The sequence below is a fragment of the Pontimicrobium sp. MEBiC06410 genome, assembly GCF_053601615.1.
Genome location: NZ_JBSHNT010000161.1, coordinates 25,664 through 51,493 on the forward strand (window position 1 = coordinate 25,664; position 25,830 = coordinate 51,493).

Annotated in this window: 27 protein-coding genes and 1 pseudogene; 13 read left to right on the forward strand and 15 right to left on the reverse strand. The window is 31.2% G+C overall.

Features of this window, described 5'->3' with window-relative positions; all coding sequences use genetic code 11:
• Together ACVC08_RS14610 and ACVC08_RS14615 are read right to left on the reverse strand one after the other, a co-directional pair.
• Entirely contained in the window at positions 1–666 is a 666-nt protein-coding gene (locus tag ACVC08_RS14610; RefSeq protein WP_452602578.1) for an ABC transporter ATP-binding protein, read from the reverse strand.
• Between the two features lie 50 nt (positions 667–716).
• The gene (locus tag ACVC08_RS14615; protein WP_452602579.1) at positions 717–3,161 is read right to left on the reverse strand and encodes a DUF5916 domain-containing protein; all 2,445 of its coding nucleotides are present in this window, start codon (positions 3,159–3,161) and stop codon (positions 717–719) included.
• Between the two features lie 179 nt (positions 3,162–3,340).
• On the opposite strand from ACVC08_RS14615, the gene msrA reads away from it, so the two are divergent.
• From msrA to ACVC08_RS14630, 3 genes are read left to right on the forward strand one after another with little or no spacing between them, the layout of a single operon-like run.
• Complete coding sequence (gene msrA, locus ACVC08_RS14620; protein ID WP_452602769.1) at positions 3,341–3,895, forward strand: peptide-methionine (S)-S-oxide reductase MsrA; 555 nt, start codon at positions 3,341–3,343, stop codon at positions 3,893–3,895.
• Positions 3,896–3,897: 2 nt separating this feature from the next.
• The gene (gene folE, locus ACVC08_RS14625; protein WP_452597809.1) at positions 3,898–4,494 is read left to right on the forward strand and encodes a GTP cyclohydrolase I FolE; all 597 of its coding nucleotides are present in this window, start codon (positions 3,898–3,900) and stop codon (positions 4,492–4,494) included.
• A gap of 55 nt (positions 4,495–4,549) precedes the next feature.
• The gene (locus ACVC08_RS14630) at positions 4,550–4,852 is read left to right on the forward strand and encodes a hypothetical protein (protein WP_452597810.1); all 303 of its coding nucleotides are present in this window, start codon (positions 4,550–4,552) and stop codon (positions 4,850–4,852) included.
• Positions 4,853–4,894: 42 nt separating this feature from the next.
• Here ACVC08_RS14630 and ACVC08_RS14635 read toward each other — a convergent pair whose 3' ends face one another.
• The 9 genes from ACVC08_RS14635 to ACVC08_RS14675 form a co-directional block, all read right to left on the reverse strand.
• Entirely contained in the window at positions 4,895–5,731 is an 837-nt protein-coding gene (locus tag ACVC08_RS14635) for a class I SAM-dependent methyltransferase (RefSeq protein ID WP_452602580.1), read from the reverse strand.
• A 34-nt stretch (positions 5,732–5,765) separates the two neighbouring features.
• Complete coding sequence (locus ACVC08_RS14640) at positions 5,766–6,452, reverse strand: alpha/beta fold hydrolase (RefSeq protein ID WP_452602581.1); 687 nt, start codon at positions 6,450–6,452, stop codon at positions 5,766–5,768.
• Positions 6,453–6,490: 38 nt separating this feature from the next.
• Positions 6,491–7,270 (reverse strand): GNAT family N-acetyltransferase, encoded by a 780-nt coding sequence (locus ACVC08_RS14645; protein WP_452602582.1) that lies wholly within the window; start codon positions 7,268–7,270, stop codon positions 6,491–6,493.
• A 212-nt stretch (positions 7,271–7,482) separates the two neighbouring features.
• Positions 7,483–7,977 (reverse strand): DUF6787 family protein, encoded by a 495-nt coding sequence (locus ACVC08_RS14650; protein ID WP_452602583.1) that lies wholly within the window; start codon positions 7,975–7,977, stop codon positions 7,483–7,485.
• A gap of 29 nt (positions 7,978–8,006) precedes the next feature.
• Positions 8,007–8,453 (reverse strand): DUF6146 family protein, encoded by a 447-nt coding sequence (locus ACVC08_RS14655; protein ID WP_452602584.1) that lies wholly within the window; start codon positions 8,451–8,453, stop codon positions 8,007–8,009.
• A 201-nt stretch (positions 8,454–8,654) separates the two neighbouring features.
• A complete protein-coding gene (locus ACVC08_RS14660; RefSeq protein WP_452598102.1) occupies positions 8,655–9,293 on the reverse strand; it encodes a DUF937 domain-containing protein in 639 nt (212 codons plus the stop codon).
• Between the two features lie 121 nt (positions 9,294–9,414).
• On the reverse strand, positions 9,415–10,371 hold the full coding sequence (locus ACVC08_RS14665) for a D-2-hydroxyacid dehydrogenase (RefSeq protein ID WP_452602770.1): 957 nt from the start codon (positions 10,369–10,371) through the stop codon (positions 9,415–9,417).
• A 63-nt stretch (positions 10,372–10,434) separates the two neighbouring features.
• A complete protein-coding gene (serC, locus tag ACVC08_RS14670) occupies positions 10,435–11,496 on the reverse strand; it encodes a 3-phosphoserine/phosphohydroxythreonine transaminase (RefSeq protein WP_452598103.1) in 1,062 nt (353 codons plus the stop codon).
• Between the two features lie 110 nt (positions 11,497–11,606).
• Positions 11,607–12,665 carry an acyl-CoA reductase gene (locus ACVC08_RS14675; protein WP_452602585.1) on the reverse strand — a complete coding sequence of 353 codons (1,059 nt, stop codon included), beginning with the start codon at positions 12,663–12,665 and terminating at the stop codon, positions 11,607–11,609.
• Positions 12,666–12,741: 76 nt separating this feature from the next.
• Here ACVC08_RS14675 and ACVC08_RS14680 point away from each other — a divergent pair, with 76 nt between their 5' ends.
• Positions 12,742–13,092, forward strand: a complete 351-nt coding sequence (locus tag ACVC08_RS14680) for a 4Fe-4S dicluster domain-containing protein (protein ID WP_452598105.1) — start codon at positions 12,742–12,744, stop codon at positions 13,090–13,092.
• 74 nt (positions 13,093–13,166) lie between these two features.
• On the opposite strand, the gene ACVC08_RS14685 is transcribed toward ACVC08_RS14680, so the two are convergent.
• From ACVC08_RS14685 to ACVC08_RS14695, 3 genes are all read right to left on the reverse strand, one after another.
• Positions 13,167–13,499 carry a hypothetical protein gene (locus tag ACVC08_RS14685; protein WP_452598106.1) on the reverse strand — a complete coding sequence of 111 codons (333 nt, stop codon included), beginning with the start codon at positions 13,497–13,499 and terminating at the stop codon, positions 13,167–13,169.
• Positions 13,500–13,669: 170 nt separating this feature from the next.
• The gene (locus ACVC08_RS14690) at positions 13,670–15,349 is read right to left on the reverse strand and encodes a TonB-dependent receptor plug domain-containing protein (RefSeq protein WP_452602586.1); all 1,680 of its coding nucleotides are present in this window, start codon (positions 15,347–15,349) and stop codon (positions 13,670–13,672) included.
• A 98-nt stretch (positions 15,350–15,447) separates the two neighbouring features.
• A complete protein-coding gene (locus ACVC08_RS14695) occupies positions 15,448–16,374 on the reverse strand; it encodes a TonB-dependent receptor plug domain-containing protein (RefSeq protein ID WP_452602587.1) in 927 nt (308 codons plus the stop codon).
• A gap of 240 nt (positions 16,375–16,614) precedes the next feature.
• Here ACVC08_RS14695 and ychF point away from each other — a divergent pair, with 240 nt between their 5' ends.
• From ychF to ACVC08_RS14740, 9 genes and pseudogenes are all read left to right on the forward strand, one after another.
• Complete coding sequence (gene ychF / locus ACVC08_RS14700; RefSeq protein WP_452602771.1) at positions 16,615–17,709, forward strand: redox-regulated ATPase YchF; 1,095 nt, start codon at positions 16,615–16,617, stop codon at positions 17,707–17,709.
• A gap of 85 nt (positions 17,710–17,794) precedes the next feature.
• Positions 17,795–18,256 (forward strand): SRPBCC family protein, encoded by a 462-nt coding sequence (locus ACVC08_RS14705; protein ID WP_452598110.1) that lies wholly within the window; start codon positions 17,795–17,797, stop codon positions 18,254–18,256.
• 61 nt (positions 18,257–18,317) lie between these two features.
• Positions 18,318–18,566 (forward strand): hypothetical protein, encoded by a 249-nt coding sequence (locus ACVC08_RS14710; protein WP_452602588.1) that lies wholly within the window; start codon positions 18,318–18,320, stop codon positions 18,564–18,566.
• Positions 18,539–18,694 (forward strand): annotated as a pseudogene (locus tag ACVC08_RS14715) (EamA/RhaT family transporter); the annotation flags it as partial. The gene ACVC08_RS14710 and the pseudogene ACVC08_RS14715, both read left to right, overlap by 28 nt.
• Positions 18,695–18,808: 114 nt before the next feature.
• The gene (locus ACVC08_RS14720; RefSeq protein ID WP_452602589.1) at positions 18,809–19,225 is read left to right on the forward strand and encodes a DMT family transporter; all 417 of its coding nucleotides are present in this window, start codon (positions 18,809–18,811) and stop codon (positions 19,223–19,225) included.
• A 155-nt stretch (positions 19,226–19,380) separates the two neighbouring features.
• Positions 19,381–21,240, forward strand: coding sequence for a DNA topoisomerase IV subunit B (locus ACVC08_RS14725; RefSeq protein WP_452602590.1), 1,860 nt, complete (start codon positions 19,381–19,383; stop codon positions 21,238–21,240).
• A 29-nt stretch (positions 21,241–21,269) separates the two neighbouring features.
• Positions 21,270–21,425: a hypothetical protein gene (locus ACVC08_RS14730; RefSeq protein ID WP_452596833.1), complete on the forward strand. Its 156-nt coding sequence runs from the start codon at positions 21,270–21,272 to the stop codon at positions 21,423–21,425.
• Positions 21,426–21,459: 34 nt separating this feature from the next.
• Positions 21,460–24,087, forward strand: a complete 2,628-nt coding sequence (locus ACVC08_RS14735) for a DNA gyrase/topoisomerase IV subunit A (RefSeq protein WP_452602591.1) — start codon at positions 21,460–21,462, stop codon at positions 24,085–24,087.
• Positions 24,088–24,123: 36 nt separating this feature from the next.
• Positions 24,124–25,254 carry a hypothetical protein gene (locus ACVC08_RS14740; protein WP_452602592.1) on the forward strand — a complete coding sequence of 377 codons (1,131 nt, stop codon included), beginning with the start codon at positions 24,124–24,126 and terminating at the stop codon, positions 25,252–25,254.
• Here the strand turns inward: ACVC08_RS14740 and ACVC08_RS14745 are convergent.
• Positions 25,251–25,829 (reverse strand): hypothetical protein, encoded by a 579-nt coding sequence (locus ACVC08_RS14745; RefSeq protein ID WP_452602593.1) that lies wholly within the window; start codon positions 25,827–25,829, stop codon positions 25,251–25,253. The two genes, ACVC08_RS14740 and ACVC08_RS14745, sit on opposite strands and share 4 nt — an antisense overlap.
• Position 25,830: the final 1 nt, after the last annotated feature.

The following is a 25,830-nucleotide window of genomic DNA, read 5'->3' on the forward strand; positions in this document are numbered from 1 at the left end:
TTAATTGGTTACTATTTTGCCATCTACCATTGTAAGCTTTCTATCAGCAAGATTTGCTAATTCGTCATTATGAGTAACTATAACAAAGGTTTGACCAAATTTATCTCTTAATTCGAAAAATAAGTTATGTAAATTTTCTGCACTCTCGCTGTCTAAATTTCCAGAAGGCTCATCGGCAAAAATAAGCTCTGGATTATTTATTAATGCTCTTGCTACTGCAACACGCTGTTGCTCTCCTCCAGATAACTCGTTTGGCTTATGATTGTAACGATGAGATAAGCCTAAGAAATCGAGTAATTCTTTAGCTCGTTTTTCGGCATCTCCTTTTGGTGTCTTTTTTATAAAAGCAGGAATACAAACGTTTTCTAATGCAGTAAATTCTGGTAATAACTGATGAAACTGAAAAATAAACCCTATATGTTCGTTTCTAAATTGTGCTAGTTTTTTTTCGGATAGGGCGTTAATGTCTTTACCATTAATAATTAAAGATCCATTACTACTATTAGAAATCTTATCTAAAGTACCAAGAATTTGTAAAAGAGTTGTTTTACCTGCCCCAGAAGCACCTACTATAGAGACAACTTCTCCTTTTTTTATGTGAACATTTACACCTTTTAATACTTGTAAATCGTCGTAGTATTTATGTATATTTTCTGCTTTAATCATTGTAAATATTTAAAGTTTCAAAATACTACTTTACTAATAACTGGGCAACTTTAAATGGCTTTAGATTTTCTATTAAATACGTTTTTTATATTATTATAATCTATAAAATAAACCATTTTTAAAGAAAAAGTATTTCCGTTTGGTTGTTTAAGTAATTGGTCTAAACTATCATTCCAACTCTGCGTACCATTAGTATCGAAATTAAATATACGGTTGCGGTATTGTGCGGTTAATTGGCTACCTGGAGCAAATTGCCATGAGTATGTAAGGTTTAAATTCCAAGTATTAAAGTTTACATCTGGGTCTGGTAAATCTTCTTTAGTATAATTATCATCTCTATTCAACCTGCCATTTTCCGAGAGTGCAAATAAATCATTTTCATATTGTACAGAACTCCAATAGTGTCTAAAACTTAGTACGAGCCCATGAAATGAATTAAAATTATAATTAGCAGAAATGCTATTTACTATTGTTATTTGGTCGCGTTGCCCATAAATAATATCGTCTCCAATAAAATCTACAAAATTTCGCTCTCTTAGTTCTTGATCCCATTCAAATTCGTAAATCATGATAAAGTTATCATTTAGTCTTACCCTTGGTTCTAAGCCAAAAAATACACTTTGGTAGGTTCTACCTTCTTCAAATAAAGTTTCGTAACCTATGTTAGCATCAATAGCAAATGTGTTGTTATAGTTAGACGATAACCACGCAGAAGTATTTAACCAATCTTCTGTTATAAAGTACCTACCATCCACTCGTGGGCCAAAATAGTCGTATTGTTTTCCAGGCTGTACATTAAAATTACCTCCGTAGGCCATTAAACTTTTTTTACCAATAGCAAATACGCTACCTCCAAAGTTTTTTCCTGTATAGGTATTAGGTTTGTACAATTGTCTATAATTAGCCCAAAAGTTTATTCTAAAATTATTATGTTTTTCTGTTGGTTCAAAAATTTGATAAGAAAAATTACTACTAAAATTACTATAGTTATTTCTAAATAAAAGGCCTAAATCATTAATGTTGTAATCTTTATCTGCTAATTCATGATTAAAGTTAAAACGATACTTACCACTATTTTTGCCAAATCCTAAACGTGTACTTATTCCTGTTTGGGTACCATCTTCAAGATTTAAATTACTCATTTTCACTTCAGCTACAGCTCCATAAGTATTCTTTTTATTAATTAAATCGAATAAAAGGCCTGTAACATTAGCATCTCTAAAAGACCCATTTCTTGTAACATTAGTATTTATTAAACTAACAGAAGAGTTTTTGTTAAACTGTTGGTCTAATACCAATATACTATAATTGGCCAAAGGTTCTAAAACTTCACTTCTTTTTTCGTTAGTTACCGTATTAATAATATCCACTTCAGTCTTTTCTGTAATAGCATTAAATATTCCAATACCTAAACCATTTTTTGTACGTCCAGAGACTTTAACAGCGTTAAGCATGGTTACCTTTTGAGGGGCGTCTCCATCTATTCTTTCATCATCAGATAGATTTGCTCGACGAGATGGTGCATTACCAATACGTCTCGAATAGAATAAGTTTCCTTTATTAAATAAATCTGTTCCTTCTGTAAAAAACTGTCGTTGCTCATTAAAACGCTGCTCGAAAGGGCCTAAGTTAAGTTGTACATCATCAAAACCTACTTGGCTAAAATCTGGTATTAAAGTAGCATCTAAGGTGAAATTTTCTGTAATTCCGTATTTTATATCTAGTCCTATATTAAAATCGTCTTCAGTATCTCCATCAAAATTATCTATTACAGTAGAGGCAAAAGGGTAAAAGCTTAAACGTGTAGGTGGTTTTAAATTTTGTAAGCCTTTTAATTCGGCATTAAATAAACCTATACCACCGCCAACAGTTGGGTCTACAGCATTCCAAGTACTTTGCTCTCTAGTTTTTCTATAATGTCTGTGAAATTGTATACCCCATGTTGGGTTTTCTTGCTGTGTAAAGCGTAAGGCACGGTATGGAATTTTCATTTCCACTATCCAACCATCGCTTACCATTTTTGTTGCACTTTCCCAAACCGCATTCCAACCAAAATCTTCACCATTACTAGGACTCTCTGTGGCGTCTGCTTGAGTACCAGAGCTAAAAACAAAAAATTCGGTATTATTTTGGGCATCATTATTAGGATTAAATACAGCAGCAAAAAAATCCGATTGTCCAAAATTATCACGTTGTGTAAACTGTTTCATAATGTCTTCTGGGTTGTCGTACATATGCGCAGCAATGTAAATTCCAGAATCATCATAAGTCATTTTAACTTCTGTTCGTTTATTTTTAGGAGCGACTGCTCCCATTGTTGGTCTAAACTGAACAAAATCTGTTGCTACTTGTGCAGTTTGCCAAACAGCATCATCTAAAATACCATTTATAGTAGGAGGAGTGCTTGTCCTTTCTATGTTATAAACTTTCTTCTCTTGGCTATTAGCAGGAATAGCAAAGAGTATTGCTAATGCAATAAGCGATATATATTTCATTAGTTAACCGATTAGTTGGTATTTGATATAGTATAGATAAACCTATTATCAAATTGTTACATTTTCACATAGCAAAACTAATTTTGTTGAGATAATTTTATCATAATTTAAAGTTAAAAAAGCCTTCTTATGTAAGGCAATACTGTTAAAAAGGACTTTTTTTTAACTAAATTTACATGATGAAAACTGGAAAAAAAGAGATTGCTACATTGGCTAATGGTTGTTTTTGGTGTACAGAAGCAGTGTTTAATAGGTTAGAAGGGGTAGAAAAAGTTGTACCTGGTTATACAGGTGGTTTTATTAAAAACCCGCCATATCGTGAAGTTTGTTCAGGAAGAACAGGACACGCAGAAGGTATACAGATACACTTTAATCCAGAAATTATTTCTTTTAACGCACTATTGGAGATTTTCTTTGCAACACATGACCCAACAACATTAAACAAACAAGGTTACGATGTGGGGACACAATATCGCTCTGCTATTTTTTATCATAATGAAAAACAAAAACAACAAGCTGAAGATTTTATAGTTTTGTTGGAGTCTGAAGCTGTTTTTAACTCGAAAATAGTTACAGAGGTAACTCCATTTGATGTCTTTTATCTTGCAGAAGAAGATCATTTTGAGTATTATGAAAAAAATAAAGAACAATCGTATTGTCGTTTTATTATAGACCCAAAAATTGATAAATTAAAAACGTACTATAGCGACAAGCTAAAAGACAAAACAGTATAAATATGCCATATAAAAAATTTGAAGAATATAATATTCAGGTAACAGATGATGTAAAGAACCGTTATAAAAGTATTATTGAAGATTTAGGAGAAAATACAGAGCGTGATGGTTTGTTAAAAACGCCGGAACGTGCTGCAAAAGCTATGCAATTTTTAACACAAGGTTATGAACAGGATGCTGCCGAAATATTAAAAAGCGCTATGTTTAAAGAGTCTTATAATGAAATGGTAATTGTAAAAGATATTGAGCTGTACTCGCTTTGTGAACACCATATTTTACCTTTTTTTGGAAAAGCTCATATTGCATATATTCCTAATGGACATATCGTAGGTTTAAGTAAAATACCAAGAATTGTAGATGTTTTTGCAAGACGCTTGCAGGTACAAGAGCGCTTAACGGAGCAAATTTTAGATTGTATTAATGATACATTAAAACCAGAAGGGGTAGCAGTGGTAATTGAAGCTTCGCATATGTGTATGATGATGAGAGGTGTACAAAAGCAAAATTCTACAACAACAACCTCTGGATTTAGAGGTGCTTTTAAAAATATTGAAACACGTACAGAATTTTTAAAGTTAATAACTTCCAATTTGTCATAATTGTTTTTTTGGAACGCTATTTGCTTTCTAATCAATATTAAACAATTATTATAGAATGAATTTAGAGAATACAAGTAAATACAAAAAGTTAGCAATGAGTATCGTTTTTGATGCTATAGGTTATGCTAGCTTTATTATACCAGGATTAGGGGAATTTGTAGATTTAGCTTGGGCACCAGCTGCAGCATGGTTAATGACAAGAATGTACAAAGGGAACACTGGGAAAATAGCTGCAGGTGTCGCTTTTTTAGAAGAAATACTACCTGGCTTAGATGTAATACCTACGTTTACTTTAATGTGGTTATATACGTATGTATTTAAAGCTAAACCAAAAGAAACTATTATTGATATAGATTAACTAACATGCACACAAAAAAGCATTCATAATTGAATGCTTTTTTTATGCCTCTTTTTTAAGAAGATAAAAATGCTCATTTAAAATAGCCTCTTTTTCTAATACAATAGTATGATTATATTTTTTAGATTGGCTAAAATAATCTTGATGATCTATTAAAGAATATCCAGTTCTATTTATATAAAAACTATCTTCAAGAGTTAGATAATCGGACGCACTAGTTTTAGAGACTTTTTTATTAAAAAATGATAGTAATTTTTTAAAAGCTATTGTTTCTTTTATGTTATTCTGGTAGGATATGCTACCAATAAAATCGCCAATATTTTGAAGTTGAGAGAAAAAACTAAAAATTCGATTTGTTTCTTCTTTATTTAAAAAGAATAATACCCCTTCTATTAATATAAATGAGGTCTTATTTTGTACAATAGTATTAATTTTAGACAAGAGATCCTGTTCATAATTTTTACTAAAATCTACACCTATAAAGTGAATTTCTCTTTTTGGTAATTGTTTACTGCTTTGCCACTCATTAATTTTTAAGCTTTTGTAGTTTACTATCTCTGGCTTATCTATCTCTATGTTTATTAAAGATTCATTTAACAAAAAAGGATACATACTAAAACCACTGCCAAAGTTTATTAAAACTTCAACATTATTAGTTTTTATAAGTTTTTTTATTGTATCTAAAAAATACCTATTTCTTAAGCAATGTGTATAGACATCTTCAGTAGAAACGTTACTTAAGTAATCTTTAAGCCATATATTAGTTTTGTTATTATTCCATAGTTTTGCATAATAATCACCACTTAAATCTTCATGGTGTGACCTAAGTGTAGCAGTAGCAAATGCTGTTTCGTGTATTTCTATATTTGTATTACTCATTTGTTAGTATTACTTAATACTAATGTACATATTTTTATGGGGTTATAAAGCCTGTAATTATTTTAGTAAGGTTTTTTATATCTATTTTTTCTATTTGATGAGGAAAATTTTCTATAATTTGTAATGTACCATTTGGTAGTAGAGTAGCACTTTTTTGAGACTCTTCTAAACTTACCATTTTATCTTTATCTCCAATAGTTATAAGTATTTTATGGGGTATAGACTGTAATACTTTTTCTGTAAGTATTTTATTATTACCTAAGCCTAACATCATTGTGGCGGTTTTGCGTACTACTGTTTTCCAGTTAAAACCATGTATATTACTTAAACTATTTGCAAAACTTGGTACCTTTTCTTCAATTTTATCTGGGTTTAGCATTTTTGCTTCTTGTTCGGCAGTTTCCTTTGTCCAGTTAAACTTTGTGCCAAAAGTTACTATTTTACTTACTAGTTCTGGTTTCTTGTTTGCTAAATTTAAAGCAACATAACCACCCATACTATAACCAAAAATAGAGATGCATTCTATTTTATGTTCATTTAAAAATTGAATAACATTATCTGTAAATAAGTCTATAGAGAAGGCTGCATTAGATTTGTTTACACCATGGCCTTCAAAATCTAAATCGTATACTTCAAAATTAGAAGATAGACTATTTTTTAATTTTTTTAGTTGTTCTTTAGAGCCTAAAGCACCATGTAATAATAATAGTTTAGTATTCATGTTTTAGTTTTTATAAATTAAAAATACTAAAACTGTTTTTAAAATGCCATATCGAAAATAATGTGAGAACAGTAAAAACCAGCTTTTTCAATTGCTTTTTTAGAAGCAATATTATCTAGAGTTGTAGAACAAATAGGTTTTTTATTGTTTTCTATAGCTTTTTTAGCAAGGGTTTTAAGTATGTTAGTTGCTATTCCTCTTTTTCTGTAATCTTTATTTACTATCACTCCTAAATCTACAATATATGGTTGAGAGGTACTCTGCCTATATTCGCCAGTGGCAATGATAGTATCATTCTCTTGTATATAATATAAAGCGTTACGTTGTATTAAATTTTCGGTATAACCAATATTGTCTATAAAACCTATTTGATTTAAAAGAAACATTTTTATATCTTTTATATTGTCTTTATTGGCTAATAATAAATTAGAATTACACTCTAAATTATTAGGTATTACATACTGAAAACAATAAGTGTTTTCTGTTACTGTTTTAGAAAGGGCTAAACTAATATTGAATGCAATAGGTTCTATAGAGCTTAAACTGGCAGTTGTTATTAACTTTAAGTCTATTAATTTAGAAATAACATCTTGCATGAGAAAGCGATACTCTGGTTTTACATATACTTGTAAAAGTGTGTTTTCAGAATTAATACAACAATACCCGATAGTATTAGCTTTAATATTTATTAAATAATTCGAAGCGTTTGCTATATAGCGAGATTCCCACATACCATCTATTGCTGTAATAAATGTAGTATATAATTCTTTTCTGTATTTGGTAATTATGCTAGTCTCTTCAGTTTTTATAAAATCCATTACTTGTGTACTATATAATAGTAAAATTTAGTTTTCTATATCAAGAAACGCATAAATTATGAAATTTGAGGGCAAGTTTTAAATTCTATTTCTTTGGAAAGCTTTTTTTTAATAAAAATAAAATCTCTGCATGCTCTATTTTATAGATTATACTCATGTTATGCCTTATGTTAAAGTATAATCCTTTTTATAACAGTTTTTTAAGTTTTAGACTATTTTAAAAATCGTCCTAATCCAAACCTGCGAAGCATTTTCTTCTCGAATGCCCAAAAGAATTGAAATTGTCCAAATAACCAACCAAAGGTTACTAATAATATTTGGTAGAAAATGAGTCCAATAATAATATATAAAATCCAATAGATAAGTACATTTAGGTTGTCTTTAGTGATTCCTAAGAACTTTATTATAGGGCGTCCTATAAAAACAGAGGAAGAACCAGTAATTGCAAATACAATAAAAATGCGGATCATTTCCCATTTATGTTCTACTACCCACTTTTTTTCTAATTTCTTAAATAGGTACAAAAAGAAGCGAATAAGTAAAAAACTAATAACTAAAGTTGTTACAATTGTAAGTACTAATGGGTATGTTTTGGTAAATACTAAAGCGAGCTTATACGCAGAATAAAATGTTCCTACAAGACCTAAAAATGGAAATAATAATTGCCAATTTTCTTTAATTTGCCAATGGTTTTTAAATTGCTCCATAAACGTAATTTTGAAGCGACAAAGATAATTTAATTTATAGGAACTCTACCTCCTAATAGATTCTGATTGTAATTATTTTGAAAGTAAATAAAGTAATTATACAGTTTATAATTTACATCATAACCATAGTCTATACCTTGTTGATAGTCTATTTGTAATTCGTAAAGGTTAGAATTGTAAAGATTAGGTAGTAGTACGCGTCTGTTCCATTCTGCTACATAGCGTATATTTCTAGCTTCTAAAAAGCTTTGTGTATAAAACCCTTCTGGTTTTGCTTGTGAGACTAACCAAGTGTTAAAACCTGGCTCTATTATAATAACATCGTATTCTAAAGAGTCATTAGAAATACGTAAAGTGTCACTGAGTTCTGCTGTAGCCTTTTCATTACTAATAGTATTACTCTGCGTTGTTTTTTTTGTAGAGTTACAACTAAATGCTATACAAACAATTACAAGTATTAATAGTATGTTTTTCATTTTCTTTTTTTATGATAGTATAAATAGCCCTTTATTAATATTTAAATACTTAGGTTAGCTTGCAAAATGAATATAAGCTTAGTATAATATAAATATTTACTAAATAAAAATACAAAAATTACTCATGTAGTTGTGTTAAAATAAAAATAAGGTTGCTAATATTAGCAACCTTATTTTTATATATTACATGTTTTTGCTGGTTTATTTTCCTCCAAAAAGTCCACCTAGTAAGCCTCCAAGGCCTCCTTTTTTCTTGTCGCCTCCTAATAGCATACCTGCAACATCATCTACAACGCTACCATCTCCATCTGCATCTAGTATTTTTTCTAAAAAGCTTTGTTCTTGGTTAGTACTAGAACCACCAAGTAATCCACCTAATAAGTCTCCAATTCCATTAGAAGAACTAACATTATTTTGTTGTGCTTGTTTTCCTAAAACTCCCATTAAAATAGGAGCTGCTACTTTTAGTATATCTCCAACAGATCCAGCATCTATTCCAGCTTTTTGTCCAATTACAGATTCTACACCAGATTGTTTACCTCCTAAAATATGACCTAAAATTTTGCTTCCATCAGTTTTTACTTCTTCACCTACACCGCCAGCAAAAAGACCTCCTAAGTTATCTAAAATACTACCATCATGTTTGTTTTGTATAGCTCCCATTAAACCTTCTGCTCCTTGTGGAGTAGATGCGTTTCTTTGCATAGCTTTCATTAATACTGGCAAAGCCATTGTTAATACATCTCCTGTTTTTGATTGATCGTTACCTGTAGATCCAGCAACACCACTTATAATTGATTTTCCTAAGTCTGAGTTTAATAAGTCTAAAATTCCTGACATTATAAATTATTTTTATTGTTAATAAATTTGGATATGTAAATTACATAAAAAAAGCCTCAACGCTATGTTGAGGCTTTATGTTTTTATTTTTTTTACAAAAAACATCGATAAAACGACTGTTTTATTCGTTAATCAGTATGTTTTTTATTTGTGTAGCCAATTCAGTACCAATTCTATCTTGCGCTTCATTAGTTGCTGCACCAATATGTGGTGTTAAAGAAATTCTGCCATTCATTAATAATTGAACCGCCGGTTTTGGTTCATCTTGGAAGGTATCTAAACCTGCAAACGATACTTTACCACTTTCTAATGCTTTTACTAATTCTACTTCGTTTACAACACCTCCACGAGCAGCATTGATTAAGCCAACACCATCCTTCATTAACTTAAATTCACTTTCCCCAATAACATAATCTTTTTGTGCAGGAACATGTAGTGTAATAAAATCGGCTTCTTTTAATACCGATTCCATAGATTGCGTTTCAATAGTAAAGTTAACAGATTGTCCGTCGAAAAACTCTACTTTTACGTCTGCTTTGTCTAGAAATTTATCACTAGCAATGACTTTCATCCCTACACCAAGTGCAATTTTAGCTACTTCTTGTCCAATACGACCAAACCCAATGATCCCTATAGTTTTTCCACGAAGCTCTATACCTTTGGCATAATTCTTTTTTAGTTTTTTAAACTGAGTATCTCCATCTAAAGGCATATTTCTATTAGAGTCGTGTAAAAAACGAACACCTCCATACAAGTGGGCAAATACTAGTTCTGCTACAGATTGAGAGGATGCAGCGGGTGTATTAATAACGTGCAATCCTTTTTCACGAGCGTATTCTACATCTATATTATCCATACCAACACCACCGCGGCCAATAATTTTTAGGCTAGGACAGGCGTCTATAAGGTCTTGTCTTACTTTTGTAGCACTACGCACTAAAAGTACAACTATAGCATTTTCATTGATATAGTTAACTAATTGTTCTTGTGCAACTGTTGTTGTTAATACTTCAAATCCTGCGGCTTCTAATGCGTTAATTCCGCTTTGAGAAACACCATCGTTTGCTAATACTTTCATTAAAAATTTATTTTTCATTTCCATTTATATGGAAATCTTTTAATTATTATATTTTAACTGCTATTACGCTTTACTTTCTAATTCACTCATTATTTCAACAAGTGCTTTTACACTATCTAGTGATAATGCATTGTACATAGAAGCTCTATAACCTCCAACACTTCTGTGACCGTTAATACCATTAATGCCAGCGTCTTTACACATGGTATCAAATGTTTCTTTTAAGTCTTCATTTAACAATGTAAATGTTGCATTCATTTTAGAGCGATCTTCTTTTGCTGCATAGCCTTTAAATAAAGGATTTAAATCTATTTCAGAATACATTAAGCTTGCTTTCTTTTCGTTTTCTTCTTCAATAGCTTTTATTCCTCCAAGATTTTTAAGCCATTCCATAGTTAGCATAGATGTATATACTGCAAAAACGGGAGGTGTGTTAAACATACTACTTTTTCCTATATGAATTTTATAATCCATCATTGAAGGAATTTTACGAGAAACTTTACCTAAAATATCTTCTTTAACAATAACAAGGGTAGTACCTGCTGGGCCCATGTTTTTTTGTGCACCTGCATAGATTAAATCAAATTGAGTAAAGTCTAATGTTCTAGAAAAAATATCGCTACTCATATCGCATACCATAGGAATATCGCATTTTGGAAACTGCTTTATTTGTGTTCCATATATGGTATTGTTAGATGTACAGTGGAAATAATCGTAATCTGAAGGGATATCGTAGCCTTTAGGAATATAATTATAACCTGCATCTTTAGAAGAGGCCACTTCGTAGATATCGTCGTATAACTTTGCTTCTTTAATGGCTTTATCGCTCCAAGTACCAGTATTTAAATATCCAGCTCTTTTTTCTAATAAGTTTAATGCTACTTGCAAAAACTGCATGCTAGCGCCTCCTTGTAAAAATAAAGCTTTGTATCCTTTACCTTCTAAACCTAATAACTCTAAGGCTAAGGATCTAGCTTTCTCCATAACATCTACAAAAGCCTTACTTCTGTGAGATATTTCTATTAAAGATAATCCATTGTCAAAATCTAATAGGGCTTCAGAAGCTTTTAAAATAACTTCTTTCGGTAATACGCAAGGTCCTGCGCTAAAGTTGTGTAATTTCATAAAGATTATATTTTAGTTTTCTTAAAAGGAGAAAACTTTTACTTATTAAAATGGTTACAAAGGTGAGAATTTATGTTCTTTTTTTAGTTATTAAAATGATAAATTATCAACTATATTTTTAACAGAAATGCAATTGTATCTTCTCCATCTGCATAATCCCAAAGTTCAGGTTTTTGGGTATTACCAAATTGTATTTCGTTTTCTGCAAAATTTTTAGCAACAATGCATTGTATCTTATTTGCGTCTGTATTTAGTTTTGTTTTTAACTCTGTTTTTGAATTATAATATTCATAAAAAACAGTAGCAATGGGTGAGGCGTAACTTGCATCTTCTTTAATCATTAAAAAACCATTTTCTAGCATATCGAATTCGCTCATTAAATAGACCGCCTTATTATAATCGTAATTATTAGCATATTTTGCTTCATTTATAATTTCATTCCATGGATACATGGCTTTAAAAAAGGCGTCGAAATTATAGTTTTTAGGAATAAATAGTTTTGAAACATTTCTGCAACCCAATCCATAATATCTAAAAATATCTTCAGAAAGGTTTTGCATCTCTGTTTCGCTTTCTTCTCCTGTTAATACTGCAACAGAATTTCTGTTTTTACGAATTATTGAAGGTTTTCCTTTAAAATAATATTCAAAATAACGAGCGGTATTATCACTGCCAGTTGCAATTACTGCATCAAAACCTTCTAATTTGCCTTCTGTAAAGTGTATTAAGCCTTTAAAACTAGGTTCTACATATTCTAAATACTTACTTAAAAAAGGAAGTAAATGTTTATCGTTAGAGGATTGTTTAACTAAAACATGATGGCCAGAGATTAGTACACTTAAAAAATCGTGAAAGCCAACTAAAGGAATGTTTCCTGCCATAATAATGGCAATTTGTTTAGGTGAAACAATCTCCATAGTATAAGGCTTTAGCCATGTTTCTAACTGTTCCTTTTTTAAAGTATTAGCCCAGCCTTTTAATGCAAATTGAATATTTTTAAGGCTAAACCAACCGTTATGCTCATTGGCTAGTTTTAGTTGATGTTTAAATCCGTCGAAAAACAGATCGTTGTGTGGAATGTTTTCTTGTTTCTGAAATGTTTCAGATGAAAATTGATTCATGAAAGCGCCTAATTTTACAAAAGCGTTAATTCTTTGCTGTAAATTCATTTCGTATTTGCGTAAGACTTGTTTTGTCGTTATTTTTGCAACTGCAAATTTAAGCAAACAAAAGATAAAAATTACTATGGCAATAATTATAACAGACGAATGTATAAATTGTGGGGCATGCGAACCAGAATGTCCAAATACAGCTATTTATGAAGGAGCAGACGATTGGCGTTATAAGGATGGTACAAGTTTAGATGGTAATATCGTTTTACCAGATGGAAAAGCTGTTGATGCAGATGAAGCACAAGAACCTATTAGCGATGAAATATATTATATAGTGCCAGACAAATGTACTGAATGTAAAGGGTTTCATGAAGAACCACAGTGTGCAGCTGTTTGTCCTGTAGATTGTTGTGTTCCAGATGATGATAATGTAGAAACTGAAGAGGTGTTATTAGGTAAGCAACGCTTTATGCACCCAGACTAATAATTAGCAATTATTTAAATATAAAAAATCTCAAGTGGTTAACTTGAGATTTTTTTTGCTCTAAATTTTATTAATTAGTTGCTAGCTGAGATGTCTAAACCATTAGCGCTATTAATAACAATATTACTATGTGTGTTTAATACCCAGTCGAAAGTAGGAGCAGAGCCTCTTGCAATTACTTCTTGCTTTGCGGTTGTTAAAGATTGGTTTTCTGCATCTTTGTATTCTAAAATTAATCCGTTTAAATAGATGTTGGTTGCATTACCATATTCAACGAATTTACTTTCTCCAGCATTTAAAGAAAATGTTTGTTCTAAGGATGGTTTACTTATGTCTTCGCCTTGACGAATTAATAAGGTTACATTCATGTAATTTTTAGATCGGTTTGTGAAATTTTTTCCTGCCATAATAAATTATGTTTTAAAGATTAATACTATGGCTAAATTATAGATTACTTAAGAACCTGATATCCGTGTTTATACGGGTTTTAAAAAAGAAGTATTATTAACGCAAAATAAAGAGGTCGTCTAAAAAGTAATTTTTAGACGACCTCATTTAAGTTTATAATATTATGGTTTTAGAAACTAAAGTTTAGTCTACTAAAAATATATCTACCATCTGATCCCATTTGTACAGAATCTGCTAAACCACCTTGATCCGTCCATCCATCAAATTGAGGTGTAGGGTAGGTGTTAAACAAGTTATTAGAACCGATAGTAAGTTTTAATTTATCTGAGAAGCTGTATCCAATATTTATGTCTGCAGTAATTGCAGATTTGTAAATATCTGTTGCTACTGGAAATAAAGCATCTGCTTCTGCCTGTGTAGTTGCAGGAGAATCTACCCATTGGAAATCTTGTAAAATAACTTCACTAAACTTAGTTAATACTAATCCTGCATTAAATTTAGAATTGCTATAATTTAAATTTAAACCAAATTTATGATCTGGAGCAGCTGCTTCTAGATAAGCTTGAGAGAATGGTCCAAAGAATGTAAACTGGTTAAGGTTGCCATTATTAATATTTTTAATTTCTAATTTATTAAAGTTACCTATTAATGCGGCACTTAATTTACCATTGCTTCCTAAAGATAGATCGTAATTTAAAACAATATCTAATCCAGATGTTCTAGTATCTACACCATTAGCAAAAAACTGTGCTGCATCAACACCTAATGGTCCTAAAATAGCTTGATCTGTAAAGTTATCTGTTAAAATAATTCTATCATCAACACTAATAGAATAAGCATCTACAGTAGCAGTAAATGCACCTTTTTTATAGGTAAACCCAATACTTCCGTTTATTGCTTTTTCTTCTGTTAATTGTCCTATTCCAAAAGCTTTAGTAACCGTACTGTTATTAGCAGATAATAAAGACGGCACAGATTCTCCTGCAACAATATTATTAAAGATTAAGTTATAGTATAACTGTGCTAAAGAAGGAGCTCTAAATCCTGAAGAAATAGACCCTCTAAAAGTAAGGGCATCATTAACTTTATATCTACTAGCTAGTTTAAAGTTAAAAGTGCTACCAAAATCGCTATACTCTTCAAAGCGTAATGCTCCAGCTAACATAAAAGCTTCAGTAACATTAAGTTCTGTATCAAAGTAAATGCCATAGTTACTTCTACTTCTATCTACTTCGTTAGAAGGGCTATAACCAGGGAACCCTTGAGATCCTCCAGGTAATTCATCTCCATTAGAGTCGGTAGCAACTGTTTGTGTTGCTGGATTTGTAATAGGAATTCCGTTTTCATCATAAAGCGCATAAGAGGCTACTTCTCCAGCAAAAATCCCAAAGTTTTCTGTTCTATATTCTAAACCAAACGCAATGTTCATACCTGCTGCAACATCTTCTAAATACTTATTGAAGTCTACACCTGTAGTGTTTTGAGATAAAAAGTGTCCACCAGCATCAAAATCTGTAGGTGAAGCGTCTTGTAAAGAAGCATTATTAGAGTTTTTAATATAGTAATGGAAATTGTTTTTTCCGTACGTATTATTAAAGTCTACATTCCATCCACTACTCATTGTATGTCTAACTCCAGCAGAAACAGAGGCATCTGTAATATTAGAGGTTATTCTTGGGGTAAAACCATTTGGATATAAACTTAATACAGTTCTATTGTCAGAATCATCAGGGTTTCCTTCTATATATGGACCTCTTGAAAACGCATTTGCATCCGTTTCTCTAAAGTTTCTACCTCCAAAGGCATAAACTTCAGTATTGTCATCTACAGGAACAGATGCATTAACCATAAAGTTAAACCCATCTACACCAGCGCTACCATATCCTTTTCTCCATGAAAAACCAGGTCTTAATGTTTTATCTCTAGATAAAAACTCTGTTGTAAAGTTTATAAAACCTCCATTTTACCTAAAGTAGCACCATAATTAGCATCAATTTTAACTGTGGTACCATCATACTTTTTGCTTTTACCATCCAAGCGGTTTTCTCCTTCTACATTAAAAAGAGTTTCGCCGGTTTCTTCTGCCCATCCATCACCAATGGCTGTACTATAAGCACCGTAAGTAATTCCTCCAGTAAAACCATCTGTATTATCTTTTAAAACGATGTTAATAACACCAGCTATGGCATCCGATCCGTATTGTGCCGATGCTCCATCTCTTAAAACTTCAATTCTTTTAATAGCAGAAGCTGGAATAGCATTTAAATCGGTTCCAGAATTTCCACGACCTCTAGTTCCAAAAATATTAACTAAAGACGATTGGTGTCTTCTTTTTCCATTAATTAATACTAAAGTTTGATCTGGTCCCAAACCTCTTAATGAAGCAGGTACTATATGATCTGCCCCATCAGATCCAGATTGTTTACTAGCATTAAAAGAAGGTGCTGCGTATTGTAAAATATCATTAACTTCTACTTTCCCAGTAGCAGAAGCTATTTCAGCCACATCTAATACGTCTACAGGTACAGCGGTATCTGTAGCTGTTCGTTTTGGACTACGTGACCCAACAAGTAAAACTTCATCTAAGGCCTCACCGTCAGATAATGTAATATTAAAAGTAGATTGTCCATTAATTTCTACCTCTTGTGTTTCGTAGCCAACATAGCTAAACACTAAAGTTCCATTAGAGTCTGCATTAATAATATACTTCCCATCAAAGTCAGATGTGGTTCCATTAGAAGTCCCTTTTTCAATAATGTTAACGCCTGGTAAAGCGTCTCCATTAGAATCTGTAACTTGCCCCGTAATGGATTGTTGTGCAAAAGCAAATGTAGAGCACAAAAACAATAATAATAAAGCGTTAAGTTTTTTCATTCTATTTTGAGTTTTTGATTAGACTAGTAAAATTGATAATTATTATTGAAATTAACACTACAGATTTCAATAAATTTTAACATATTTTTTAGATATTCAATTAAAATGTTGTTGTCTGTATAAAAAAGAGAAGTTTTAAAATCTATTATTTATTATTAGAAAACTAAGAAGAAGTAGTATATTTGCAGTCGTTAAAAACAAAAGGTTCCCATAGTTGTGGGAATGAATAATATTTACTCAATGAAAGCAGGAATTGTAGGCTTACCAAACGTAGGAAAATCAACATTATTTAATTGTTTATCTAATGCAAAAGCACAAAGTGCAAACTTCCCTTTTTGTACGATAGAACCTAATGTAGGTGTTGTAAATGTACCAGATCCAAGACTTCAAAAATTAGAAGAACTAGTTAACCCAGAGCGTGTTTTACCAGCAACAGTAGAGATTGTTGATATTGCAGGATTAGTAAAAGGTGCAAGTAAAGGAGAAGGTTTAGGAAATCAATTCTTAGCTAATATTCGTGAGACAGATGCTATTTTGCATGTATTACGTTGTTTTAATAACGATAATATTGTGCACGTAGATGGTCGCGTAGACCCAATACGTGATAAAGAAACTATAGATATAGAACTTCAGCTTAAAGACCTAGAAACAGTAGAGAAGAAGTTAGATAAAGTAAAACGTGCAGCAAAGACAGGTAATAAAGATGCTCAAAAAGAAGAAGCTGTTTTATTAAAGTTAAAAGAAGGTTTAGAAGCAGGTAAATCTGTTCGCGCTTTAGAATTTTCTGAAGATGAGTATAGAGATTATGTTAAACCTTCTCAATTAATTACAGACAAACCTGTAATGTATGTTTGCAATGTAGATGAAGGTGCTGCAGTTTCAGGAAATGATTATGTAGAGCAGGTTAGGGATGCCGTTAAAGATGAAGATGCAGAAGTGTTAGTACTTGCAGTAGGGACAGAAGCAGACATTAATGAACTAGACGATTACGAAGAGCGCCAAATGTTTTTGGCAGATATTGGTTTAGAAGAACCAGGATCGGCTAAATTAATTCGTTCAGCATACAAATTATTAAATCAGCAAACTTACTTTACAGCAGGAGTAAAAGAAGTAAGAGCTTGGACAGTAAATATTGGAGCAACAGCTCCGCAAGCAGCTGGGGTTATTCATACCGATTTTGAAAAAGGATTTATTAGAGCAGAAGTTATTGCTTATAATGATTATGTAGAATATGGTAGCGAAGCTAAAGTAAAAGAAGCGGGGAAAATGAGAGTAGAAGGAAAAGGTTATACTGTTAAAGATGGAGATGTCATGCATTTCTTATTTAATGTGTAGATCTCTTAAAATAATAGAGATAATGAAAACGCAATAAAGTAGTATTCTTTATTGCGTTTTTTGTTTCGCTTTAGCGCATTAGACAATGGCATTAATAGAACTAAGAACAGTTATAAAAGCAGATGTTAAAACTTGTTTTGATTTGTCTAGGGATATAGATTTTCATAAAAAGTCATTACAACATTCAAAAGAAAAAGCAATAGCAGGAAAAACCACTGGGTTAATTGAGTTAAATGAATGGGTTACATGGGAAGCTGTTCATTTTGGAATAAAACAACAATTAACGTCTAAAATAACAGTATTTGAACCCTCAAATTATTTTGTTGATGAAATGGTCTCAGGAGTATTTAAATCGTTTAAACATGAGCATATTTTTACTGCTGAAGGTGGAAAAACGATAATGGTAGATAAATTTCATTTTAAAAGCCCATTAGGGATACTCGGAAAATTAGCAAATATTCTTTTTTTAAAACGCTATATGCGAAAACTATTAAATACTAGAAACCAGTTGTTAAAACAAGAAGCAGAAACTAGTTGTAAAGGTTGACTATTGTAATTTATGTCTAACAAGGTTAAATCTAGAAAACTGACTAATATACCTTAGTACAATGGAGGCAAAAAGAAAATTTATTTATGGTATTTTATTAGGAGTTTTAGGTATAGTAATGTTTTCATCTAAAGCTGTAATGGTGAAGCTTATATACCAATATAATATTGATGCTTTAAGTGCACTGTTATTAAGAATGCTTTTTTCTTTTCCATTTTATATACTAATAGCATATCTATATAGAAACAAAAAAAGAGAGCAAAAAACACTAAAAAGGATTATCTGTGGGTTGTCTTTTTTGGATTTGTAGGCTATTATTTAGCAAGTTATTTCGATTTTGTAGGTTTAACATACATTAAAGCTAGTTTAGAGCGCATTATACTATTCGTTTACCCAACAATAGTATTATTTTTTAATAACCTCTTTTTAAAAAAACGCATTACTAAAAACCAGAAATTAGCTATCATTATTACTTATTTAGGGATAGTAATCACTTTTGGTAGTGAAGTAACTATCTCAGGTAACGATACATATTTAGGAGGTTTCTTTGTTTTGCTTAGTGCGTTAACCTATGCCTCATACTTAGTAGGTAGTGGCTGGTTAATACCTAAATTTGGAGTTATGCGTTTTACAGCATATGCAATGTTAATTTCTTGTATATGTGTATTTATACATTACGGTATTGTATCTAGAGTAGATATTTTTAATTACCCTTGGCAGGTTTATATCTTGGGCGTATGCATAGCAATTTTTGCTACAGTAATACCTTCATTTCTTGTTTCTATTTCTATAAAATTAATTAATTCTTCAAATTTTGCTGTGATAGCAGGAATAGGTCCAATATCTACAATTATTTTAGCTGTTATTTTTTTAAACGAACAATTAACAAGTATTCAAATATTAGGAACAATAACTGTTATTTTTGGAATATTATTAGTCTCTAAAAAGAAAGAAAATAAGAGTAATTAAAATTATTTTTTTCTTTTTTATAAAAAACAAGCTTAACTCCAATGTTCTCAACACTATTGGCGTTTTATTGTTAATTACTTTATGTGTCTGCTATTTCATTTTTTACAGGGTTATATTATATTAGCATCCTATTCTATAAATTGCACTCACATCCTATGTCTGAACAAACTAAATATACCGAAGATAATATACGCTCATTAGATTGGAAAGAACATATTCGTATGCGTCCAGGAATGTATATTGGTAAGTTAGGAGATGGATCGTCTCCAGATGATGGTATTTACATTCTGTTAAAGGAAGTTTTAGATAACTCCATTGATGAGTTTGTAATGGGGGCAGGTAAAACTATCGAAATCTCTTTGCAAGGTAGCAAAGTCATCGTTAGAGATTATGGGCGTGGTATTCCATTAGGTAAAGTTGTAGACGTAGTTTCTAAAATGAATACAGGAGGAAAGTACGACTCCAAAGCCTTTAAAAAATCGGTAGGACTTAACGGTGTTGGTACCAAGGCGGTTAATGCATTATCCTCTTATTTTAGAGTAGAATCGTCTCGTGATGGTAAAAGTGCTTCGGCAGATTTTGAACAAGGAAACTTAACAAATCAAGAGTTTTTAGAAGAAACCAGTAGAAGAAAGGGGACAAAAGTCTCTTTTATTCCAGATGAAATCATTTTTAAAAACTATAAATATAGAAGTGAGTATGTTATAAAAATGCTTAAAAACTATGTGTACCTTAATCCAGGATTAACTATAGTTTTTAATGGCGAAAAATATTTTAGCGAAAATGGTTTAAAAGATTTATTATCTGAAAAAATTGCAGAAACCGATTTGCTCTACCCAATCATTCATTTACGAGGCGATGACATAGAAGTTGCTATTACGCATAGTAAAACACAATATAGCGAAGAATATAACAGTTTTGTAAATGGGCAACATACTACGCAAGGAGGAACACATCAAGCAGCCTTTCGTGAAGCTGTAGTAAAAACATTACGTGAATTTTATGGTAAAAATTACGAAGCATCAGATATTAGAAAATCGATTGTTTCGGCCATTGCAATAAAAGTTATGGAACCCGTTTTTGAAAGTCAGACCAAAACAAAACTAGGTTCTACAGATATGGGAGGAGACTTGCCTACGGTAAGAACCTATATCAATGATTTTTTAAAAACCTATCTAGATAACTACTTACATAAAAATCCAGACACCGCAGAAAAAATTCAGCGAAAAATTCTACAAGCAGAGCGAGAACGTAAAGAATTATCTGGAATACGTAAATTAGCTAAAGACAGAGCTAAAAAAGCGAGTTTACATAATAAAAAATTAAGAGACTGTCGTGTACATTTTGGCGATACTAAAAACGAACGCAATTTAGAAACTACACTGTTTATTACCGAGGGAGATTCTGCATCGGGAAGTATTACAAAATCTAGAGATGTAAATACACAAGCGGTATTTAGTTTAAAAGGGAAGCCTTTAAATTGCTACGGATTAACTAAAAAAATTGTTTACGAAAACGAAGAGTTTAACCTATTACAAGCTGCATTAAACATAGAAGAATCTTTGGAAGATTTACGCTATAATAATGTTGTAATAGCTACCGATGCCGATGTAGATGGAATGCACATTCGTTTACTGCTAATAACATTCTTTCTTCAGTTTTTTCCAGAAGTAATAAAAGAAGGACATTTATATATTTTACAAACACCTTTATTTAGAGTACGAAATAAAAAAGAAACGATTTATTGCTATTCTGAAGAAGAGCGAGTTAATGCAATTGAAAAATTAAAACCAAAACCAGAAATTACACGATTTAAAGGATTGGGTGAAATTTCTCCAGATGAGTTTAAATATTTTATAGGAGAAGATATGCGCCTAGACCCAGTAATGTTAGACGATAATATGTCTATAGACGAATTATTAGCATTTTACATGGGGAAAAACACACCATCCAGACAGGAATTTATTATTGAAAACCTTAAAGTAGAGTTGGATTTAATTGAAGAAGGAAAATAATGTATAAAGGATTTAAAATACTTTGCTGGATGGCTTTAACAATATATTGGTCTTACAAAGCATATACAAACGATTTTAGTGTGCGAGATAGTAATACAATGTATTATATAGCACTTGTAGTATCTGTGTTAGGTTTAGCTAAAAGTATATACGATTATAAACGTTCATTAAAAATCAAAGAATAGATTCCTAACCCTTAAAAGGAATGACAAAACAAATATGGCAGAAGAAAACGACGATTTAGAACACTTAGAAAACGAAGCGGCAGAACATCAAGAACCACAAGAAACCATTACTCGAATTACGGGAATGTATAAAGAGTGGTTTTTAGATTATGCATCGTATGTTATTTTAGAACGTGCAGTACCAGCAATAGAAGATGGTTTTAAGCCTGTACAGCGCCGCATTATGCATTCTATGAAAGATCTTGATGATGGCCGTTACAATAAAGTGGCAAATATAGTAGGGCATACTATGCAATATCACCCGCATGGAGATGCAAGTATTGCAGATGCCATGGTACAAATAGGCCAAAAAGATTTGTTAATAGACACGCAAGGAAACTGGGGAAACATTTTAACAGGAGACCGTGCTGCTGCCTCACGTTATATAGAAGCTCGTATTTCTAAATTTGGATTAGATGTCGTTTATAATCCTAAAATTACAGAATGGCAAGCCTCTTACGATGGACGTAGAAAAGAACCCGTTAATTTGCCAGTAATGTTTCCGTTACTATTAGCACAAGGAGGAGAAGGTATTGCTGTAGGGTTATCTACTAAAATACTACCACACAACTTTATAGAACTTATAGACGCTTCAGTAAAACACTTACAAGGCAAACGATTTACGTTAGTACCAGACTTTCCAACAGCAGGAATTGCAGATTTCTCTAATTATAATGATGGATTAAGAGGCGGTAAAGTACGTGTAAGAGCTAAAATATCTCAACGCGATAAAAACACTTTGGTTATTACCGAAATTCCTTATGCTACAACAACATCTTCATTAATAGACTCTATTTTAAAAGCAAACGATAAAGGGAAAATTAAAATAAAGAAAATAGAAGATAACACGGCTGCTGAGGTCGAAATTTTAATACACTTACCATCTGGGTTATCCCCAGACAAAACTATAGATGCCTTATATGCCTTTACAAGTTGCGAATCTTCAATATCACCTTTAGGATGTGTTATCGAAGATAATAAACCATTGTTTATTGGCGTTTCTGAAATGCTTCGCCGTAGTACAGATAATACAGTACAATTACTAAAACAAGAATTAGAAATAAAACTTGGAGAGTTCGAAGAACAATGGCACTTTGCAAGTTTAGAGCGTATTTTTATAGAAAATAGAATATACCGCGATATTGAAGAAGAAGAAACATGGGAAGGCGTTATACAAGCAATAGATAATGGATTAAAACCACACATAAAACACTTAAAACGAGAAGTTACCGTTGAAGATATTACACGTTTAACAGAGATTAGAATTAAACGTATTTCTAAATTTGATATAGACAAAGCACAGCAAAAAATTGATGCTTTAGAAGACCAAATCGCTGAGGTAAAACACCATTTAGCTAACCTTATAGATTATGCCATAGCGTATTTTACACGATTAAAAAAGGAATACGGAGAAGGAAGAGAACGTAAAACAGAAATTAGAACCTTTGGTGATGTAGATGCTACAAAAGTAGTAATACGTAATACTAAACTCTATGTAAATAGAGAAGAAGGTTTTATAGGGACTTCTTTACGCCGAGATGAGTATGTGTGCGATTGTAGTGACATTGATGATATTATAGCCTTTACTAACGATGGTAAAATGATGGTTACCAAAGTAGACACAAAAACCTTCATTGGTAAAAATATCATTCACGTAGCTGTCTTTAAAAAGAAAGACAAACGTACCATTTATAACATGATTTATAGAGATGGTAGTAAAGGACCATCGTACATAAAACGTTTTGCTGTAACAGCAATGACTAGAGATAAAGAATACGATTTAACTAACGGAAGTAAAAGCTCTAAATTATGGTATTTTTCGGCAAACCCTAATGGAGAAGCAGAAGTTATTAGTTTATATTTAAGGCAAGTAGGAAGCGTTAAAAAATTAAAATGGGATATAGACTTTGCCGATATCTTAATAAAAGGAAGAGCCTCTAAAGGAAATTTGGTAACCAAATACCCAATTAAAAAAATAGAACTTAAAGAAAAAGGAGTTTCAACACTAAAACCTAGAAAAATATGGTTTGATGAAACTGTACGACGCATTAATGTTGATGGTAGAGGAGAGCTGTTAGGAGAATTTAGAGGAGAAGACCGTATACTAATCATTAACCAAAAAGGAATCGCAAAAACAATTATTCCAGAAGTAACTGCGCATTTTGATGATGACATGATTGTTATGGAAAAATGGATTCCTAAAAAACCTATATCTGCTATTTATTTCGATGGAGAAAAAGAGAAATATTACGTAAAACGTTTCTTAATTGAAAATGAAAGTAAAGAAGAATCATTCATTACAGGGCATGAGAAATCGCAATTAGAAATAGTGTCAACAGATTGGAAACCCTTAGCAGAAGTTGTTTTTGCGAAAGAACGCGGTAAAGACAGAAAGGATAATTTAGAAGTTAATCTAGAAGAATTTATTGCTATAAAAGGTATAACAGCATTAGGGAATCAATTAACAAAAGATAAGGTAAATCAAATTAACTTGTTAGACCCAATTCCTCATGAAGCTCCAGAAGAAGTTCATGCAGAAGATATAGAAGTTGTAGACGAAGAGAATGTAACTAATTCTAATGATGCAAAGGATACTACAGATGATCAACCAACGTTATTTTAAAATGAATACTCTATTTTTCTCTATACTTTTAGTATTATGATAGTTAAAAAATACTTTTCTTTTTTATTAGTATTTGCGGTAAGTATTTTATTTGCACAAGAAGACCTTGTTGAAAATGTAGTATTTCCTAATCCAGATGCAGCAGTTACAATGTTCTTAAAAGACAATAGCATTTATGGAGAGAATAATTTTAATGGCCCTGTAAAAAACATTACTATAAAAGTAAAGCATTTAGATAATGGAGATTTAACAAGCAAATCTAACATAGATATGTTTTACAGTTTAAAAAGTAAACTAGAAAAAGTAATTAATAAAGAAACCCTTTACACAGGCATAGAACCATGTAATTGTGCTGATGAAGAAGATAAAAGTACGGTAGAGTTTGTTGATACAACTTTTTATACTATTGGTTCTTTAAAAAATATTAAAAATGTAAAACCTACCGCTATAGATACATTAACAGGTGCATTAGAGTTAAAACCTAACCATTGGTATAAAAATAAGTTACTTGTACAGAAAATTAAGGATGATGCAAAAACTGTTTACGTATACGACGATAAAAAAAGACTAATTGAGGAACATAGCTATATTCGTGATATATTAGAAAGTGAAGATGAAAATAACCCAGCAATGGTTACGGCATTTTATAAAAACTATATGGCTAAAGCAAAGTATAATGAAAAAGACCAAATAGTAGAAGTGAAATCCTACAGTAACTTTCAAAATGAATTTTATTTTTCTCATATAGTCTATAATTATAACAATACAAATCAGTTAATAGACTACAAGAAAACTACTAGAGATTATTATAACATTACAATTAATAATCAAGAAGACTTAGACAATCAATCATGGTCAGACTATGTGTCTGGAATTGTAACTCAAAATTGGGTTTACAAAGACGATAAATTAATGCAATCTATTTATAAATCTAGTAGTGACGACACTGTATACACGCAAGACTATAGTTACAATAACAATACAATAATTATAAATGAATTCAATACTTCTTTTTCATTTTACGATAATAAAACAGAAGAGTATAATAGCAAGTCTATTTACAAATATGATGAGCATAACAATCTAGTATCCTATAAATATATAAATATAGAAGAAGGAAAAGACATTTTAGTAACAGATGCAATTTTAAAAATAACTTACTATTAAAATTTCAACTCATTTCTAATAGCATATAATTCACTCCAAACACTACTATTTCTAGGTTTAGGAGATACTAATCCAATAATATATGTGGTATTAGTCTGTTTATTATTAATAACTTCTATAGCTATATTTAATACTACTTTTTCTCCAGAATTAAAAGTGTCTAAATATAAAACCTTACCGCTATAAATATTCTTTCTTCGTTTTAAAGAAACCGTAATGTTAGAAGAATCTATTTTTATTTTTTTTGAATTAGCTACAGTTTGAGAAAGACCTCTATAATAACTATGTAAAAACTGTTTTAACTTACGTTTTGGTAGTTTCACATTTTCATTAATAGTAATTACAAAAGCATAAGAAAAATACTTTTCTGCTTTCGTATTAAACATTCCAGGAGCAAAACGTAATTCTTCAAAACCATTATAATCAAAGCTTGGCGCAAAATCTAACGGTAAATCTATTTTTTCATATCTCCAATCTGTTGGCGTTTTTAAAATGATGCCTTCCTTATTTTGAGCTATAGAAAAGTGAAAGCCTAAAAAGAAAATAAGAGCTATACTATTTAATTTATACTTCATA